16 protein-coding genes are annotated in these 16,029 nt (G+C 71.9%); 6 read left to right on the plus strand and 10 right to left on the minus strand.

What is annotated here, in order from left to right:
* Window positions 1–30 precede the first annotated feature (30 nt).
* Genes RB608_RS04360 through RB608_RS04370 form a run of 3 tightly spaced genes read left to right on the plus strand, consistent with a single transcriptional unit; the run spans window position 31 to window position 2,463 of the window.
* Window positions 31–1,044, plus strand: a complete 1,014-nt coding sequence (locus RB608_RS04360) for a UbiA family prenyltransferase (RefSeq protein WP_308086580.1) — start codon at window positions 31–33, stop codon at window positions 1,042–1,044.
* A gap of 52 nt (window positions 1,045–1,096) precedes the next feature.
* Window positions 1,097–1,717, plus strand: a complete 621-nt coding sequence (locus RB608_RS04365; RefSeq protein ID WP_308086581.1) for a hypothetical protein — start codon at window positions 1,097–1,099, stop codon at window positions 1,715–1,717.
* Complete coding sequence (locus RB608_RS04370) at window positions 1,717–2,463, plus strand: phosphoglyceromutase (RefSeq protein WP_308086582.1); 747 nt, start codon at window positions 1,717–1,719, stop codon at window positions 2,461–2,463. The genes RB608_RS04365 and RB608_RS04370 overlap by 1 nt, the downstream gene beginning before the upstream one ends.
* A 24-nt stretch (window positions 2,464–2,487) precedes the next feature.
* Here the strand turns inward: RB608_RS04370 and phoU are convergent, their stop codons facing one another.
* Window positions 2,488–3,141 carry a phosphate signaling complex protein PhoU gene (phoU, locus tag RB608_RS04375; protein WP_308086583.1) on the minus strand — a complete coding sequence of 218 codons (654 nt, stop codon included), beginning with the start codon at window positions 3,139–3,141 and terminating at the stop codon, window positions 2,488–2,490.
* A 122-nt stretch (window positions 3,142–3,263) separates the two neighbouring features.
* Between phoU and RB608_RS04380 the strand changes: the two genes are divergently transcribed.
* From RB608_RS04380 to RB608_RS04390, 3 genes are read left to right on the plus strand one after another with little or no spacing between them, the layout of a single operon-like run.
* Window positions 3,264–4,472, plus strand: a complete 1,209-nt coding sequence (locus RB608_RS04380; RefSeq protein ID WP_308086584.1) for an ATP-binding protein — start codon at window positions 3,264–3,266, stop codon at window positions 4,470–4,472.
* A complete protein-coding gene (locus RB608_RS04385) occupies window positions 4,469–5,146 on the plus strand; it encodes a response regulator transcription factor (RefSeq protein ID WP_141004123.1) in 678 nt (225 codons plus the stop codon). The genes RB608_RS04380 and RB608_RS04385 overlap by 4 nt, the downstream gene beginning before the upstream one ends.
* A gap of 43 nt (window positions 5,147–5,189) precedes the next feature.
* On the plus strand, window positions 5,190–6,161 hold the full coding sequence (locus RB608_RS04390) for a DMT family transporter (protein ID WP_308086585.1): 972 nt from the start codon (window positions 5,190–5,192) through the stop codon (window positions 6,159–6,161).
* A 15-nt stretch (window positions 6,162–6,176) separates the two neighbouring features.
* Here RB608_RS04390 and RB608_RS04395 read toward each other — a convergent pair whose 3' ends face one another.
* From RB608_RS04395 to RB608_RS04435, 9 genes are all read right to left on the minus strand, one after another.
* A complete protein-coding gene (locus RB608_RS04395) occupies window positions 6,177–7,490 on the minus strand; it encodes a Glu/Leu/Phe/Val dehydrogenase (RefSeq protein WP_308086586.1) in 1,314 nt (437 codons plus the stop codon).
* Entirely contained in the window at window positions 7,487–8,329 is an 843-nt protein-coding gene (locus RB608_RS04400) for a nitrilase-related carbon-nitrogen hydrolase (protein ID WP_308086587.1), read from the minus strand. The genes RB608_RS04395 and RB608_RS04400 overlap by 4 nt, the downstream gene beginning before the upstream one ends.
* Before the next feature lie 27 nt (window positions 8,330–8,356).
* Window positions 8,357–9,367 (minus strand): LLM class flavin-dependent oxidoreductase, encoded by a 1,011-nt coding sequence (locus RB608_RS04405; RefSeq protein ID WP_308086588.1) that lies wholly within the window; start codon window positions 9,365–9,367, stop codon window positions 8,357–8,359.
* A gap of 90 nt (window positions 9,368–9,457) precedes the next feature.
* Window positions 9,458–11,068 (minus strand): thiamine pyrophosphate-binding protein, encoded by a 1,611-nt coding sequence (locus RB608_RS04410; RefSeq protein WP_308086589.1) that lies wholly within the window; start codon window positions 11,066–11,068, stop codon window positions 9,458–9,460.
* Between the two features lie 118 nt (window positions 11,069–11,186).
* Entirely contained in the window at window positions 11,187–12,545 is a 1,359-nt protein-coding gene (locus RB608_RS04415; RefSeq protein WP_308086590.1) for an aminotransferase class III-fold pyridoxal phosphate-dependent enzyme, read from the minus strand.
* 5 nt (window positions 12,546–12,550) lie between these two features.
* Window positions 12,551–13,114, minus strand: coding sequence for an amino acid synthesis family protein (locus RB608_RS04420; RefSeq protein WP_308086591.1), 564 nt, complete (start codon window positions 13,112–13,114; stop codon window positions 12,551–12,553).
* 221 nt (window positions 13,115–13,335) lie between these two features.
* On the minus strand, window positions 13,336–14,121 hold the full coding sequence (locus tag RB608_RS04425; protein WP_308086592.1) for an IclR family transcriptional regulator: 786 nt from the start codon (window positions 14,119–14,121) through the stop codon (window positions 13,336–13,338).
* Between the two features lie 93 nt (window positions 14,122–14,214).
* Entirely contained in the window at window positions 14,215–15,072 is an 858-nt protein-coding gene (locus RB608_RS04430) for an ABC transporter permease (RefSeq protein ID WP_308086593.1), read from the minus strand.
* 22 nt (window positions 15,073–15,094) lie between these two features.
* Complete coding sequence (locus RB608_RS04435; protein WP_308086594.1) at window positions 15,095–16,015, minus strand: ABC transporter permease; 921 nt, start codon at window positions 16,013–16,015, stop codon at window positions 15,095–15,097.
* Between the last annotated feature and the right edge of the window lie 14 nt (window positions 16,016–16,029).

The following is a 16,029-nucleotide window of genomic DNA, read 5'->3' on the forward strand; positions in this document are numbered from 1 at the left end:
GCAGGTCTCCCGTGGTCAATACTGCTCGCCATGGCGAAGACGCAGCGCTGGCGGCGCGGCCGCTCCGCCGGGGAGGGAACCCCGGTCGCGGCGAGCCCCGAGGAGATCTCCGAGGAGACCCCCGAGGCGGCCGAGGCGACCCCCGACGACGACCTCGGGGCCGACCCGGAGCAGGACCTCCCGGCTGCGGCCGAGGACGCGCCCGAGGACGCGCCCGAGGACGCGCCCGAGGGGCTCGAGGAGGCTCTCGACGACGACCTCGACGCCGACGCGCACCCGCCCCTGCCGCACGTGCCGGACCGGTCCGGCCTGTCCGGGCGGCTGTTCGGCGGACGCGCGCCGGCCGACGTCGTAGCCCTCCAGCTGCTGCAGGCAGCGCACGCCAAGCAGGCGATCACCACCGCGCTCGCCATGGGCCTGGTCGCCGCGATCGCCGGCCGCCCGGCCCGCGAGGCGGGCGTGGTCCTGGTGACCGTGCTCGTCGGCCAGACCATCCTCGGCTGGCACAACGACATCGTCGACCGACAGCGCGACGAGGCGCACGGCCTGACCGGCAAGCCGATCGCCGCCGGCCGCCTCGACCCCGGCACCGCCTGGTACGCCGTCGTCGTCGGCTTCCTGCTGCTCCTCCCCCTCGCCACCACGACCGGGGCGAAGGCGGGCGCGTTCTACGGCGCCTCGGTCGTCGTGGCAATGCTCGGCAACATCGTGCTGCGCACCGGCTTCCTGTCCTGGTGGTCGTGGGCGGTGTCCTTCGCCCTGCTGCCGGCGTACCTCTCCTACGGCGGCTGGGGCGGCCAGGCCGTCGGCAGCCCGCCCGAGCCCGCGATCGTGGTGCTCGCGGCGCTGCTCGGCATCGGCGTCCACTTCACCCGCGCGGTGTGGGGCCTGGTCGCCGACCACGAGGACGGCTGGACCTACCTGCCGCTCAAACTCGGACTCAAGCTCGGCGCGACCCGGCTGCTGGCGCTCTCGACGATCTTCACCGTCGTCATCGTGGTGCTGCTGGTCGTGGTCGGTGCCCGGGTCGGGCTCAGCCGTTGACCGACGCTAGAGTGAGGCCGCTTCGACCCAACTGACCCGGAGGCTCGCCGACATGCCCCACCTGCGCCGATCCGCGCTCGCCGGACTGCTGCTGGCGGTCGTTCCCGCCACTGCCCTCAGCGCCTGCGGCTTCGACTACCCCACCGATCGGGTCAACACGATCGCCGGCGGCGTCAACGAGCGCACCGGCGACGTCGACGCGCTCGGCATCCGCATCCTCGCGACCGCGCAGGGCGAGGGCCGGCTGATCGGCTCGCTGTCCAACAACCTGCGTGAGGACGCCTCGCTCGACTCCGTGTCGTCGTCGGCGGGCGTCGTCACCGGCGCGTTCGACCCGATCGAGGTCGCGGGTCGCGGCTTCGTCAACCTGGCCACCGACAGCGTCGTGCCGCTCACCGGCAACTTCACCGCCGGTCAGGTCGTTCCGCTCGACCTGACCTTCAGCGACGGCACCACGCTCAGCCTCGACGTACCCGTCGTCAAGCCGTGCTTCCAGTACACCCAGGTGCCGACCGACCTCCCGAGCGAGACCGCGTCCGCCAAGGGCGGCGACAGCGCGTCCGACGCCTCGTCCGCGTCGACCGACGGCGCCACCGAATCCGCCGACGAGGGCCACGACGCCAACTTCGGCTGCGCCGACGAGGCCCCGAGCCCCGGCGGCGAGGCGCACTGATGACGTTCACCCTGGTCCTGCTCCGCCACGGCGAGAGCGAGTGGAACGCCAAGAACCTCTTCACCGGCTGGGTCGACGTGGCCCTGACCGAGAAGGGCCGGGGCGAGGCGGTCCGCGGTGGCGACCTCCTCAAGGAGGCCGGCATCCTGCCGGACGTCGTCCACACCTCGCTGCAGCGCCGGGCGATCAACACGGCCGCGCTGGCACTCGACGCCGCCGACCGGCACTGGATCCCGGTCCGCCGCTCGTGGCGCCTCAACGAGCGCCACTACGGCGCCCTCCAGGGCAAGGACAAGAAGGCCGTCAAGGACGAGTACGGCGAGGAGCAGTTCATGCTCTGGCGCCGCTCCTTCGACACGCCTCCCCCGCCGTTGGCCGACGACGACCCCTACTCCCAGGCGGCCGACCCCCGCTACGCCGACCTCGGCGACGACCTGCCGCGCGCCGAGGCCCTCAAGCAGGTCATCGAGCGACTGCTGCCGTACTGGGACGCCGGCATCGTGCCCGACCTCCGCGCCCGCCACACCGTCCTGGTCGCCGCCCACGGCAACAGCCTGCGCGCGATCGTCAAGCACCTGGATCAGATCAGCGACACCGACATCGCCGGCCTCAACATCCCCACCGGGATGCCGCTGGTCTACGAGCTGGACGAGAGCACCCTCGCCCCGCTCGTCCCCGGCGGGCGCTACCTCGACCCGGAGGCGGCCGCCGCGGCTGCTGCCGCGGTCGCCAACCAGGGCCGCTGATCCGAGACCGGATCGACCCGTCGGTCAGGCAGCAGGCGCCGGGTTGTGCCCGGTGACCACGAAGATGACCCGGTTGGCCACCGAGACCGCGTGGTCGGCGATCCGCTCGTAGTAGCGGCCGAGGAGGGCGATGTCGACCGCGGCCTCGACGCCGTGGGCCCACTCGTCGCCGAGGAGCTCGGTGAAGCTGCGCCGGCGCAGCTGGTCCATCTCCTCGTCGTCGCGGCCGAGCGCGATCGCGGCCTCGACGTCACGCCCGGAGATCACCTCGCTGACCCGGCCGACCATGTCCTCGGCGACCTCGGCCATCCGGGCCATGGTGGGGCGGACCTCGTCGGGGACCGCGACGTCCGGGACGCGCAGGCGGGCGATCTTGGCGACGTGGACGGACAGGTCGCCCATCCGCTCGAGCTCGGCGACCATCCGGAGCGCGGCGACGATGGTGCGCAGGTCGCCCGCGACCGGCTGCTGCAAGGAGAGCAGGGCGAAGGCCGAGTCCTCGACCTTCTCACGGGCCCGGTCGATCTCGACGTCGCCGCTGATCACCTTCTCCGCGATCGAGGAGTCGCCGGTCATCAGGGCCTGGGTGGCCTCCCCGACCGCGACCTGGACGCGGCGGGAGATTCCGGCGAGGTCGTCGAAGATCGCGTCGAGCTGGTCGGTGTAGGCATCACGCATGGCGCCGAGCCTACGGAGGCGAGGTGTCCATCAAGCGAAGTGCGGTGAACGCAGGATGAACATCGTGAAGCCCGGCCGTCGCGATGCGGAGCCCGAGCCGCCCCGCGCCGTACGATCGAGGCGTGGATCCGACGACGCAGGCCTTCGTGGCCGCGCTCCTCGGCGCCCTCGTGGCGGGTGGCGCCATGCTCGCCTGGCATCTCAGCGACCGCCAGCAGCGGGTCTTCCAGCAGCCCGAGGAGCCGCTGCTCCCCGACGGCGTGGCAGCCGTGCTCTCGGTCCTGCGCAGCAGCGCGGTCGTCGTCGACGAGTCCGACGCGGTCGTGAAGGCCTCCGCTCCGGCGTACGCCATGGGCTTCGTCCGCGGCACGACACTGCTCTCCGACGAGCTCGGCGGCCTGATCCGCCAGGTACGCCGCGACGGGCAGATCCGCGAGACCGAGCTGATCGTGCCGCGCGCGGCGACCACGCCCCGGCACGTCACCGCCCGCGTCGCACCGCTCGGCTCGCGACTGGTCCTGGCCCTGGTCGAGGACCGCACCCGCGAACGTCAGGTCGACGCCGTACGACGCGACTTCGTGGCCAATGTGAGCCACGAGCTGAAGACGCCGGTCGGTGCGATGCGCCTGCTCGCCGAGGCGGTGCAGGATGCCGCCGACGACCCCGACGCGGTCTACCGGTTCGCGTCGCGGATGCTCACCGAGAGCGACCGGCTCTCCCGGCTGATCCAGCAGATCATCGAGCTGTCGCGACTCCAGGGCGACGAGCCCCTCGACTCACCGGTGCCGGTGTCGCTCGACGACGTCGTCGCCTCCGCGGTCGACTTCGTCGACATGAACGCGAACGCCAAGAACATCCAGGTCCTCGCCGAGGGCGAGGCCGGACTCAAGGTGCTCGGCAGCGAGAAGCAGGTCGGCGCCGCGGTCTCCAACCTCGTCGCCAACGCCGTCGCCTACTCCGAGCCCGGATCGCGGGTCGTGGTCACGCGCAAGCGGGCCGGCCACGACGTCGAGATCTCGGTGATCGACCAGGGCATCGGCATCCCCGAGGCCGAGGTGGAGCGGATCTTCGAGCGGTTCTACCGCGTCGACCCCGCGCGCCACCGCTCGACCGGCGGCACGGGCCTGGGCCTGTCGATCGTCAAGCACGTCGCGGCCACCCACGGCGGCGAGGTGCGCGTCTGGTCCGTCGAGGGACAGGGCTCGACGTTCACGCTGATCCTGCCGCGCCACCCGAACCACGACGACGGGCCGTACGTGCGGCTCGCGCCGCTCGCGTCCGGCCCGGAAGCGCCGGGCGGACGCACCGAAGATCAGGAGGAAGCCCGATGACCCGGGTACTTGTCGTCGAAGACGAAGAGAGCTACAGCGACGCCCTCGCCTACCTGCTCCGCAAGGAGGGGTTCGAGGTCGCGATCGCGGCCGACGGCAACGAGGCGCTCAAGGAGTTCGACCGCAACGGCGCGGACATCGTGCTGCTCGACCTGATGCTGCCGGGGATCCCCGGCACCGAGGTGTGCCGGACCATCCGCCAGACGTCGAACGTGCCGGTGATCATGGTCAGCGCCAAGGACGACGAGGTCGACAAGGTCGTCGGCCTCGAGCTCGGCGCGGACGACTACGTCACCAAGCCGTACTCCCCCCGCGAGCTGGTCGCCCGGATCCGCGCCGTCCTGCGCCGGGGCATCGGCGACGAGCTGCTGCCCGACACCCTCGAGGCCGGGCCGGTCCGGATGGACGTCGAGCGGCACGTGGTGACCGTGGACGGCACCGAGCAGCGGCTGCCGCTCAAGGAGTTCGAGCTGTTGGAGATGTTCCTGCGCAACCCCGGCCGGGTGCTCACCCGCGGTCAGCTCATCGACCGGGTCTGGGGCTCCGACTACGTCGGCGACACCAAGACGCTCGACGTCCACGTGAAGCGGCTGCGCGCCAAGCTGGAGCCGGAGCCCAGCGAGCCGAAGTTCCTCGTCACGGTGCGCGGGCTGGGCTACAAGTTCGACGTCTGATAATCGCGCGACGGCCGGGGCGCCCGACCTCTAGCGTGGGCAGGTGACCGCCGCCGACTCCGCCGCGCCCTCGTCCGAGACCGGCACGCGCACGGTCCGGGCGCCCGGGCTGCTGGCGCCCGCCGCGGTCGCGGTCACCCTGGTGCTCTGGGCGAGCGCGTTCGTCGCCATCCGGCACCTCGCCGACGACTTCTCCGCGGGCTCGCTGGCGCTGGGGCGACTGGCGGCGGGAGCGCTGGCCCTCGCCCCGGTGGCGCTGGTCCAGGGCCTGCCCCGCCCGAGCCGGCGGCAGTGGGTCTCGATCGTGACGATCGGCGTGCTCTGGTTCGGGATCTACAACCTCTCCCTCAACGCCGGCGAGCAGCGGGTCGACGCGGGTACGGCGGCGATGCTGATCCAGGTCGCCCCGGTCCTCATCGCCGCGCTGGCGGCTGTCTTCCTGGGCGAGCGCTTCTCCGCCCAGCTCGCCGTCGGCCTGGCCCTGGCGTTCTCCGGCGTGGTCGTCATCGGCCTGTCCACCTCCGGCGGGGACAGCGGCGGCGACCTGCTCGGCGTCGTCCTGTGCCTGGTGCCGGCGGCGGTGTACGCCGTGAGCGTGATCCTGCAGAAGCCGCTCGTCGCCGACCTCTCGGCGGTCCACGTCACCTGGCTGGCCTGCAGCGTCGGCGTCGCGACCTGCCTGCCGTGGGCGGGCCGCCTGGTCACCGAGGTGGGCGACGCGCCGGTGTCGTCGACGCTGTGGCTGGTCTACCTCGGCGTGTTCCCGACGGCGATCGCGTTCACCACCTATGCCTACGCCCTGCGCCACATGACCGCCTCGGCGCTCGGCGTGACGACCTACCTGGTCCCACCGCTGACCATCGTGATGGGGCTGGTGCTCCTCGACGAGGTCCCGCCCGCCGCCGCGTACGCCGGCGGCGTCCTCGCGCTGCTCGGCGTCGGCGTCGCGCGCCGCACCCCGGCCCGCACGGCCGTCGTCGCGCCGGCGGTGCCCGGTCGGGATCCGGTGACCTGACCCCCGACCTGCCCGTCAGGGGTACAGGCCGCGGCGCCGGTGGGCCTGGGCGACCGACTCGACCGCGAGGCAGGTCGCGGCGGACCGCAGGGACAGGTCACGCTGGGCGGCATAGAGCCGGACCCGCTCCCACGCCCCGAGCATCCGCTCGCGCAGGCGCGCCTCGACGTCGTCCTCACTCCACCAGTAGGCCTGGTTGGCCTGGACCCACTCGAAGTAGGACACCACCACGCCGCCGGCGTTCGCGAGGATGTCCGGTACGACGAGCTGGCCGTTGTCCTCCAGGATCCGGTCGGCCTCGGGGGTCGTGGGTCCGTTGGCACCCTCCACGATCACCGCCGCGCGCACCCGCGCCGCGTTGTCGGCGCGGATCACGCACTCGACGGCCGCGGGCACGAGCAGCTCGACGTCCTCCTCGACGAGCAGGTCGCCGTCGAGCGGCTCGGCACCCGGGAACCCGACCACCGTCCCGGTGCGGTCGACGTGGGCCTCGAGGTCCACGATGTCGATGCCGCCGTCGGCCCGGATGCCGCCGTACTGGTCCGACACGGCGGTGACGGCGACTCCCGCCTCGGCCAGGAAGCGGGCCGCGCTGCGGCCGACCTTGCCGAAGCCCTGCACCGCGGCGCGGGAGGCCGTGGGGGCCAGTCCCCGCTCGGCGAGCGCGGCGAGGGCGACGTGCACCACGCCGCGCGAGGTGGCGGTCGCCCGGCCGAGGGAGCCGCCCAGCGAGATCGGCTTGCCCGTGACGACGCCCAGGACCGTGTGCCCGGAGCTGACCGAGTAGGAGTCCATGATCCAGGCCATGGTCTGCTCGTCGGTCCCGACGTCGGGAGCCGGGATGTCCTGCTCCGGGCCGATGATCGGCATGATCTCGCTCGTGTAGCGCCGCGTGACCCGCTCGAGCTCGCTCGTCGAGTAGAGGCGCGGATCGATCCGGACGCCGCCCTTCGCGCCGCCGTAGGGCACGTCGAGCAGCGCGCACTTCCAGGTCATCCACATCGCCAGCGCGCGCACCTCGTCGAGGTCCACGTCGGGGCTGAAGCGCAGGCCGCCCTTGGCCGGCCCGCGGGAGAAGTTGTGCTGCACCCGGTGCCCGGTGAGCACCTCGACGGTGCCGTCGTCGCGGCGCAGCGGGACGCTGACGGTCATCTCGCGCCGTGCCGTCGCGAGCATGTCGTACATGTGCTCCTCGTAGCCGAGGACGTCGATCGCCGCGCGGAGCCGGCTGTGGGCGTCGGCCAGCGGGTCGGCTGCCTCCGACACCGTCTCCGACACCGTCTCCGACACCGTCTCCGACACCGCCGCCCCGGAGCTGAGGGCGGTCATGACAGCGCGGGCGGCACGGTCTGGGCGGCGCTCACCCGGCCGTAGAGCTCGGGGCGGCGGTCACGGAGGAAGGGCCGGCGCCGGCGGATCTCGTCGACCTGCGCCAGGTCGACCTCGGCGAGCGCAAGACCGTCGGCGTCATCGGGGGCCGTCGCGAGAACCTCGCCGTTGGGGCCGTAGACGGCGGAGAGGCCGAAGTACTCCTTCGTGCCCTCGACGCCGTGCCGGTTGGCGCAGACGACGAACATCGAGTTGAAGACCGCGTGGGCGCGCAGCTCCAGCTGGAAGACCTCCTTCATCGGCGCGCTGGCCGAGGCCACCGGCACGCAGAGCACGGAGCCGCCGTCGAGGGCGACCGTCCGGCTCAGCTCGGGGAAGTGCCGCTCGTAGCAGATCACCGTTCCCACGCGCGTCTCGCCCGTGTCGACGACCTCCGGCGGAGTCTCGCCCGGACGGAAGTAGAACTTCTCCGGGAAGCCGTTGGAGAAGGGGAGATGGGACTTGCGGTAGACCGAGCGCAGCTCTCCGCCGACGTACGTGCAGGCGGTGTTGTGGTAGACGCCGGGGACCGCGCCGGCCTCGAAGACCGACGACACCACGGTGATCCCGTGGCGGCGCGAGGCCTCGGCGGCCATCGCGTTCGACGGTCCGTCGAGCGCCTCGGCGTGCACGAAGTAGTCCGGGTCGGGCTCGGGCTGCACGAACGGCACCGCGAACATCTCCGGCAGCAGGACGATCCGGGCGCCCTGCGCGGCGGCGTCGTCCACGAGGGCCTCCGCCCGGCGGATGGTCTCGGGCCGGTCGGCGCCGGCCTTGAGCTGGACTGCGGCGAGCTTCATCGCGAGTTCTCCCGTCGAGGTCAGGCGTCAGGACCGAGCGGCCTGGGCGAGGCGGGTGAGTGTGCGCTCCTTGTCACCCAGGGTGGAGATGATCGGGCAGCGCACGCCCGCTTCGTGGTAGGACACGAGCTTCTCGAAGGCCTGGTCGGTGGTGCCGCACGCCGTCACGTTCTGCACCAGCTCGTTGGGCACGAGCGCCATCGCCTTCTTGATCTGCTCGGGGGTGGCCGGCCAGCCGGCGATCTCCTGGAGCCGGTCGACGAGCTCGCGCTCGACGCCGCAGTGCTCGGCGATGTGCGGCTGCTGGCACAGGTAGAGCGTCAGGAAGGCCTTGCAGGCGTCGATCGCCTCCTGGGGGTCGTCGTCGTTGACGCTGCAGGACACGATCTGGGTGAGGTCGATGGACGTGCGTCCGTCGGTCCGCTTCGCGAGACCGCGGTCGATCGCGGCCAGCGCACCCTCCATGTACGACGGCGGCAGCAGGAAGTCCATGTGGACGCCGTCGCTGATCTCGCCAGCGAGCTCGAGCATCCGGGGCCCGACGGCCCCGATGTAGATGGGGATGTCGACCGGCCGGTTCTCCCGGTACATCGAGTCGAAGCGGACGCCCCGCATCTGGACGAACTCGCCCTCGAACTCGACGTTCTCGTTGCGGAACAGCGCCTGGCACACGCCGATGTACTCGCGCATCGCCTTGATCGGCTTGGAGATCGGCTGGCCGACCTTCGTCGCCAGCGGCTCCCACCAGGCGCCGATGCCGAGGATCGCGCGGCCCGGGGCGACCTCGTCGAGGGTCTTGAAGGTGACCGCCATGAGCGCCGCGTTGCGGCTCTTGTTGTTGAGGACGCCGGTCCCGATCTTCACGTTCTCGGTCCGGCTGGCGATGATCGCCGCGGGCACGATCCCGTCACGGGACAGACGTCCCTCGGCGACCCACACCGACTCGAAGCCGTTCTCGTCGGCGACCTGGGCCTGCCAGTAGGTCTGCTCGAGGCTGAGCCGCTCACCGACGTGGATTCCCAAGGGCAGCGATGTCATGGTCACTCCTCTCACGGTTCATTAGTTGAACCACTGGTTCGTAATATGCTGGCGCGGGCGCCATCTGTCAACACCCCCGCATGCCGGGCCTCAGGCGAGGTCGGCCACGTCGACGTCCGGGTCGCAGCGCACATCGAGCAGGAGCGGGCCGGCGCCGTCGGCGCCCAGGCTCGCCAGCCACGGACCGACGGCGTCGAGATCGTCACCCGTGCGCACCGTCGCCGACCGGGCACCCAGCGCGCGGGCCACCTCCGCGAAGTCCGGCCAGGTGCACCGCGCCGGGGTCGGGTCGTCCCCGTCGAGGCGCAGATGCCGGTACTCCATGCCGTAGGCGCCGTCATTGCAGACCACCACCAGCAGCGGGAGCCCGAGCCGGACGGCGGTCGCGAGCTCGACCAGGTTCATCACGCCGCCACCGTCGCCGACCACCGCCACGGTCGGGCGCTCCGAGGCGACGGCCGCGCCGAGGGCGGTCCCCAGCCCCAGGCCGATCGAGGCGAAGTTGCAGGTGTGCGTGAAGTCCTGCGGACTCCGCACCGACAGCAGCCGCCAGGGCGCGTACACGAAGCGCCCGGTGTCGGTGACCACGACCCGGTCCGGCGGCAGCAACTGGTCCAGCCGGCGCATCACCGTGCGCGGGTCCATCGTTTCCGGGCCGTCCGCGCTCGCGACCGGCCGGGCGGCCTCGAGGGCGAGGAGCTCGGCGAGATCGCCGCGGTGCGCCGTGGCGGGCTCCTGCCCCGCCGCGACGAGCAGCTCGCACATCGAGGCCGCCGTCCGTCGTACGTCGGCCACCAGGCCGACCTCGGCCGCGGTGGAGATCCGCGCCGGATCCCGGTCCACCTGGATCACGGCGCGTCCCTGCAGCAGCGCGCCATCGACCGATGTGTAGCGGTTCAGGCCGGCGCCCAGCACCAGCAGGCAGTCCGCCGCCTGGACCGTCTCCAGGGTGAGGTCGGAGGACAGGGTCCCGATCACCCCGAGATCCAGGGGCTCCCCCGCGAACAGGCCCTTGCCGAGCAGCGTCGTACCCGTCGGCGCGCCGACGGCGCGAGCCAGAGCGATGACCTCGTCCTTCGCGTCCAGCGCGCCCCGCCCGGCCAGGACGACCGGCCGGCGGGCACCGGCCAGGATGCCGAGCGCGCGGTCGAGCTCGCCCTCGTCGGGCAGGCCGGGCGCGGTCGGGGTCACGGGGCGCAGGGGCGGCCCGTCGGCGACCTCGATCCGCTGGAGGGGCACCGGCAGGTCGAGGACGACGGGCCGACACTCCGTCCCGGCCCGCCGAACGGCCCGCGCGGCGTCGGCCGCGGTGTCCGCCGCGGCGCCGACCCGGACATAGCCTGCTCCCGCGAGCCCGGCCAGTCCCCGCAGGTCGAAGCGCTGCAGGTGGTCGTGACGCGGCGGGGTGTCGCCGGTCAGCACCAGCAGCGGCGTCCGCGCGCGGACCGCCTCGGTCAGGGCGGTCAGCGCGTTGGTCGCACCGGGACCGTGGGTGACCGACGCGACGCCCAGCCGCCGTCCCACCCGGGCGTAGCCGTCGGCCATGCTGACCGCGGCGCCCTCGGTGGTGGCGGCGACCACCGTGCCGCCGAGACCACCGAAGTCGATGAGCGGACGCATGTTGCCCTCGCCCATCAGGCCGAAGATCGTCTCGACGCCGAGCTCCCGCAGCGCCGCGGCGACCCGCTGGTGCGCCCGCACGCTCAGCCCTCGGTCGCGCCGACCGGCGGGAGCCGGCCCGGGCCGTAGGTGGCGTCGGCGACACAGGTGCGGTGGTCGTGGCCCACGGGTGCTTCCCTCCTGCTTCGGCGACCGGTGCTCAGGACACGCCGGCGGCGTCCGCGTGCACCAGGACGTCGTCGAGGATGTCGAGCGCGAGGTCGATGTCCTCGGCGCCGATCACCAGCGGCGGCGTCAGGCGCACCACGTTGTTGTTGGCCGAGAGGTAGAGCCCGCGCTTCTTCGCGGCGGCCACCACGGCCTGCATCGGCGCGCCCGCCTCGCCGACCGGGTTGAACGGCACCAGCGGCTCGCGCGTGACCCGGTCACGCACCAGTTCGAGTCCCTGGAACAGACCGAGCCCGCGCACCTCGCCGATGGAGGGGTGCCGCTCGGCGAGCCGGTGGAGGCCGGCGTTGAGCCGGGCGCCCATCTCGCGAGCGTTCTCGATGATCCGCTCCTCCCGCATGGCCTCGATCGAGGCGACCCCGCTCGCGCAGGCCAGCGGGTGGCCGGCGTAGGTCAGGCCGCCCCAGAACTTGTTGCCCATCAGCCAGTCCGAGATGCGCTCGTTGACGGTCATCGCACCCAGCGGCACGTAGCCCGAGTTGAGGCCCTTGGCCGTGATCAGGATGTCCGGCGTGACGTCCCAGTGGTCACAGGCGAACCACTCGCCGGTGCGCCCGAAGCCGGCCATCACCTCGTCGAAGATCAAGATGATGCCGTACCGGTCACACACCTCCCGGATGGACTGGAGGTAGCCGGGCGGCGGCGGCAGGATGCCGTTCGTGCCGGTGACCGTCTCGAGGATCACCGCGGCCACCGTGTTCGGGTTCTCGTACTGGAGGATCTCCTCCAGGTGCGGTGCGCCCGAGCAGACGGGACACGGGTCAGGGTGTCCGGCCGAGCAGCGGTAAGTGTAGGGATCGAACATGCGCACGACCCCCGTGGGGCCCGGCTCGGCGTGCCAGCGGCGCGGGTCGCCGGTGAGCGCGATCGCGCCGGCCGTCGCGCCGTGGTAGCTGCGGTAGCGCGCCACGACCTTCTGCCGGCCGGTGACGTGCCGGGCGAGCCGGATCGCGTTCTCGTTGGCCGCTGCTCCGCCGGTGGTGAAGAAGGACATCTTCAGGTCACCGGGCGTCACCTCCGCCATCAGCTCGGCGAGCTGCGCGCGGGACTGCTCGGCGTAGTTGGGCCCGATGTAGCACATCTCCGCCGCCTTGGCCCGGATCGCCTCGACGATCCTGGGGTGCTGGTGGCCGAGGTTCATGTTGACCAGCTGGGACTGGAAGTCCAGGTAGCGGTTGCCCTCGTGGTCCCAGAACCACGCTCCCTCACCACCGGCGATCGGCGTCGCGTTGACGGCGCCCTGGTTGGACCAGGAGTGGATCACGTACGCCTTGTCCGCGGCGCGGATCCGGTCAGCGTCCCAGGTGGTGGCCACCTCGCTCGTCGTCATGGCCGTCAGCTCGCCGAGGTCTCGGCACCGAAGGTCGCGAGGCGGGACAGCGGGCGACCGGAGCTGGCCGCGACGCAGCCGACGAGGATCTCGTTCGGCAGCGGGGCACCGGGCACCTGGAGCGTCACCGTCTGGTGGTGCGAGCGCGTCTTGGCGTCGTTCTTGTGCTTGAGGGGGACGTCGATCGGGTCGCCGGGCAGGCCGACCTTCTCCGCCGCGGGCAGCAGCTCGGTGCCCTCCGCCGCGTTGCGGAAGACGTTGCCGAAGCGCAGGTTGTGGATCAGCGCCGAGCCGTGCTCCACCTCGCCGCCGATGCCGACGAGCGCGACCTTGCCGAAGGCCTCGACCGGGGCGCCGAGGAGCTCCACGCAGGCGGGGCCGGTGAGCTGGCCGATCTCCTCGGCGATCTCGTCGGCGAGCGTCACGAGGTCCTGGACGTAACCGGCGCCGTACGGGTTCTCGATCACGATCCCGACGAAGGCCAGGCGGTGGGCGGGCGACACGTCCTGCCCGTTCTCCCGCTCGGTCACCTCCAGGTGCCGGACCGTCTTCCGCACCTTCATGGTCATGTCTCCACCTCTCGCATCACTGGTTCGTTAGTTGAACCGTTGGTCCAGATACTGACGATGCGACGAGACCTTGTCAAGTGACATCGCGGATACGTCGCCGATACACGCCCGACATCGACGGCAGCACGGCAGCGGCACGACGGCAGCCCGACAGCGGCCCTGCCGGAGGACGGCGGGCCGCTGTCGGGCCGGGTGGCTGGGGCGGGCTCAGCCCGCGCCGCTCACACCCGCAGGTCGGTCGGCAGCTGCAGGTCGGTGTAGGTCAGGAGCTCACCGAGCTTGCGCGAGGCCTCCAGCAGGCGGGGCGAGACCTCGGCCACCCACTCCGGGGTGAGCCGGAAGCTCGGCCCCCCGATCCACACGGCGTACGGGTAGCTGTCGGCCACCCGCACCGGCGCCGCGACGGACGTCGCCCCCTCCTCGAGCTCGTCGCGGGAGTGGGCGTAGCCACGCTCGCGGATCTCGCGGAGCATCGCGACGAACGCCTCGGCACCCCCGAGGGACGCCGGGCCGTGCCGGTCGATGTCCTCGACGTACTCGTCGAGCTTCGCCTTGTCCAGCATGGCCAGGAGCACCTTGCCGGTCGAGGTCGACCAGACCGGCTGGGTCCGCGGCACCGGCTTCATGGTCTGCCCGATCAGGCGCGGGCCGGCGGCCTGCGCCACGACCATGACGTTGGGCGGGTGCAGCACGTCGAAGCCGCAGGTCTCCTGGGTGTCGGCGGCCAGGTCGGCCAGCACCTGACGCATGTGGCGGTAGCCGCCGTTGCTGTCGAGGAAGCCGCCGACGATGGAGAGCAGTCCGAGCGAGACCTTGTAGCGACGCGTGTCGGGGTCGAGGGTCAGCCAGCTCTCCCTCTCCAGGACGCTGAGCACGCGGTAGCAGGTCGCCTTCGGGATGCCCGACTCTCGCGCGATCTCGCTGAGTCCGACGCCGTTCGGGTGAGCGGCGACGGCCCGCAGGACCCAGATCGTGCGACGCACGAGTCCCGATTCGTTGGCTGCCATGAGGTCCCTCCATGGTGATGTCGGCCGAACACTAGCGCAGGTGTACCAACGTGCCGCCCGGTCGGCAGGCCGAGCGGCACGTCGTCGTCGGCATCACCGCAGGGTCGGATCGAAGGTGTCGCGCAGGCCGTCGCCGACCAGGTTCAGGCTCAGCACGGTGATCAGGATCGCGACACCGGGGAAGATGCTGATGTGCGGCGCGGAGGCGACGTACTGCCGTCCGCTGGCCAGCATCGCGCCCCACTCCGGGCTCGGCGGCTGGGCGCCCAGCCCGAGGAAGCTCAGCGAGGAGATGCCGACGATCGCCAGTGCCAGTCCCACCGTGGTGATGACGATGATGGGCGCGTTGATGTTCGGGAGCACATGTCGCCAGGCGATCCGTGGGCCGCGGACACCGGAGGCATGGGCGGCCTCGATGTACTCCTTGCCCATCACCTCGAAGGTCGCGCCGCGCACGACGCGCGCGTACTGCGGGATGTAGGTGATGCCGATCGCGATGGCGGCGTTGCGCAGACTGGGCCCGGCGACGGCCACCACCAGGATCGCGAGCAGGAAGTAGGGGAACGAGAGCACCAGGTCCATCGCACGCATCAGCAGACTGTCCGCGACGCCGCCGCGGTAGCCGGCGAGGACGCCGATCAGCGTGCCGACGACGCCGCTCAGCGCGACCGAGCCGACCGCGGCCAGCAAGGTCGAGCGGGCGCCGATCATGATCCGGCTGAGGATGTCGCGGCCGAACTCGTCGCGCCCCAGCCACGCATCGCCGCTCGGGCCCGCGCGCCGCAGGTCCAGGTGCTGCGCGGCCGGGTCGTGCGGCGCGATCCACGGCGCGAGCACCGCGGCGAGGACCAGCAGCACGAGCACCACCAGGCCCACGACCGCGGCCCGGTTGCGACTGAAGGTGCGCCAGGTCTCCGCCCAGCGCGTCGGCTCGGCCGACGGAAGGGTCATCCCCGTAGTCTCCTGCGTCATCTCACAGTCCCCTCTGCCTCGGGTCGACCCACTTGTAGAGCACGTCGACGGCCAGGTTGAGCAACACGAACACGACTGTTCCCAGCAGCACCGCGCCACGGACGATCGGGTAGTCACGGCCCTCGATGGCGGTGACCATCAGCCGGCCCATGCCCGGGATGCCGAAGATCGTCTCGGTCAGCACCGCGCCTCCGATCAGGGCGCCGAACTGGAGGCCGATGACGGTCAGCACGGGCCCCAGTGCGTTCTTCAGGGCGTACTTGAGCACGACCATCCGCTCGGGCATCCCCGCGGCCCGGGCGGTGCGCACGTAGTCGCTGCCGAGCACCTCCAACATGCTGGAGCGGGTCAGCCGCGTGATCACCGCCAGCGGATAGGTGCTCAGCGCCAGGGCCGGCAGCACCAGGTGGCCGTAGGTGCCCCACCCGAAGGCGGGGAAGATCGAGAGCTTCACCGAGAAGAGGATGATCAGCAGGATCGCGAGCCAGAACACCGGCATCGAGACCAGCGCGAGCACGCCGACCCGGACCACGTTGTCGATCCACGAGTACTGCTTGACCGCCGTCAGGATGCCGACGCCGACACCGACGACCACGGCGAGCAGCATCGCGGTGACGGCGAGGGTGGCGCTGACCGATGCGGTCCGGCCGAGCTCGGAGACGACGTCGCGACCGCTGCGGTAGGACTCGCCGAGGTCACCGCCCAGCGCGTCGCCGATGAACGAGAAGTACTGAACGACGACCGAGCGGTCCAGCCCCAGCTCGTGGTTGAGGCGCGCGACCTCGTCGGGGGTCGCGTTCTGGCCGAGCAGCAGGGTCGTGGGATCGCCCGGCGCCAGCGAGAGGGCGACGAAGACGACGAATGCGATGACCAGCAGCAACGGCACCAGCTGGGCGACGCGCTTGAAGATGTAGAGAGCCATGGCTCCTCCTGTCC

It is taken from the genome of Nocardioides sp. LHD-245, from assembly GCF_030929495.1.
Taxonomy (GTDB): Bacteria; Actinomycetota; Actinomycetes; order Propionibacteriales; family Nocardioidaceae; genus Nocardioides.

Bases quoted from the DNA above. Each gene is read 5' to 3' on its own strand.
- RB608_RS04420 (WP_308086591.1), bottom strand. From the start codon at position 13,114: ATGACCATGAAGGTGCGGAAGACGGTCCGGCACCTGGAGGTGACCGAG.
- RB608_RS04405 (WP_308086588.1), bottom strand. From the start codon at position 9,367: ATGACATCGCTGCCCTTGGGAATCCACGTCGGTGAGCGGCTCAGCCTC.
- RB608_RS04370 (WP_308086582.1), top strand. From the start codon at position 1,717: ATGACGTTCACCCTGGTCCTGCTCCGCCACGGCGAGAGCGAGTGGAAC.
- RB608_RS04425 (WP_308086592.1), bottom strand. From the start codon at position 14,121: ATGGCAGCCAACGAATCGGGACTCGTGCGTCGCACGATCTGGGTCCTG.
- RB608_RS04360 (WP_308086580.1), top strand. From the start codon at position 31: ATGGCGAAGACGCAGCGCTGGCGGCGCGGCCGCTCCGCCGGGGAGGGA.
- RB608_RS04400 (WP_308086587.1), bottom strand. From the start codon at position 8,329: ATGAAGCTCGCCGCAGTCCAGCTCAAGGCCGGCGCCGACCGGCCCGAG.
- RB608_RS04430 (WP_308086593.1), bottom strand. From the start codon at position 15,072: ATGACCCTTCCGTCGGCCGAGCCGACGCGCTGGGCGGAGACCTGGCGC.
- RB608_RS04395 (WP_308086586.1), bottom strand. From the start codon at position 7,490: ATGACCGCCCTCAGCTCCGGGGCGGCGGTGTCGGAGACGGTGTCGGAG.
- RB608_RS04435 (WP_308086594.1), bottom strand. From the start codon at position 16,015: ATGGCTCTCTACATCTTCAAGCGCGTCGCCCAGCTGGTGCCGTTGCTG.
- RB608_RS04385 (WP_141004123.1), top strand. From the start codon at position 4,469: ATGACCCGGGTACTTGTCGTCGAAGACGAAGAGAGCTACAGCGACGCC.
- RB608_RS04365 (WP_308086581.1), top strand. From the start codon at position 1,097: ATGCCCCACCTGCGCCGATCCGCGCTCGCCGGACTGCTGCTGGCGGTC.
- RB608_RS04415 (WP_308086590.1), bottom strand. From the start codon at position 12,545: ATGACGACGAGCGAGGTGGCCACCACCTGGGACGCTGACCGGATCCGC.
- phoU (WP_308086583.1), bottom strand. From the start codon at position 3,141: ATGCGTGATGCCTACACCGACCAGCTCGACGCGATCTTCGACGACCTC.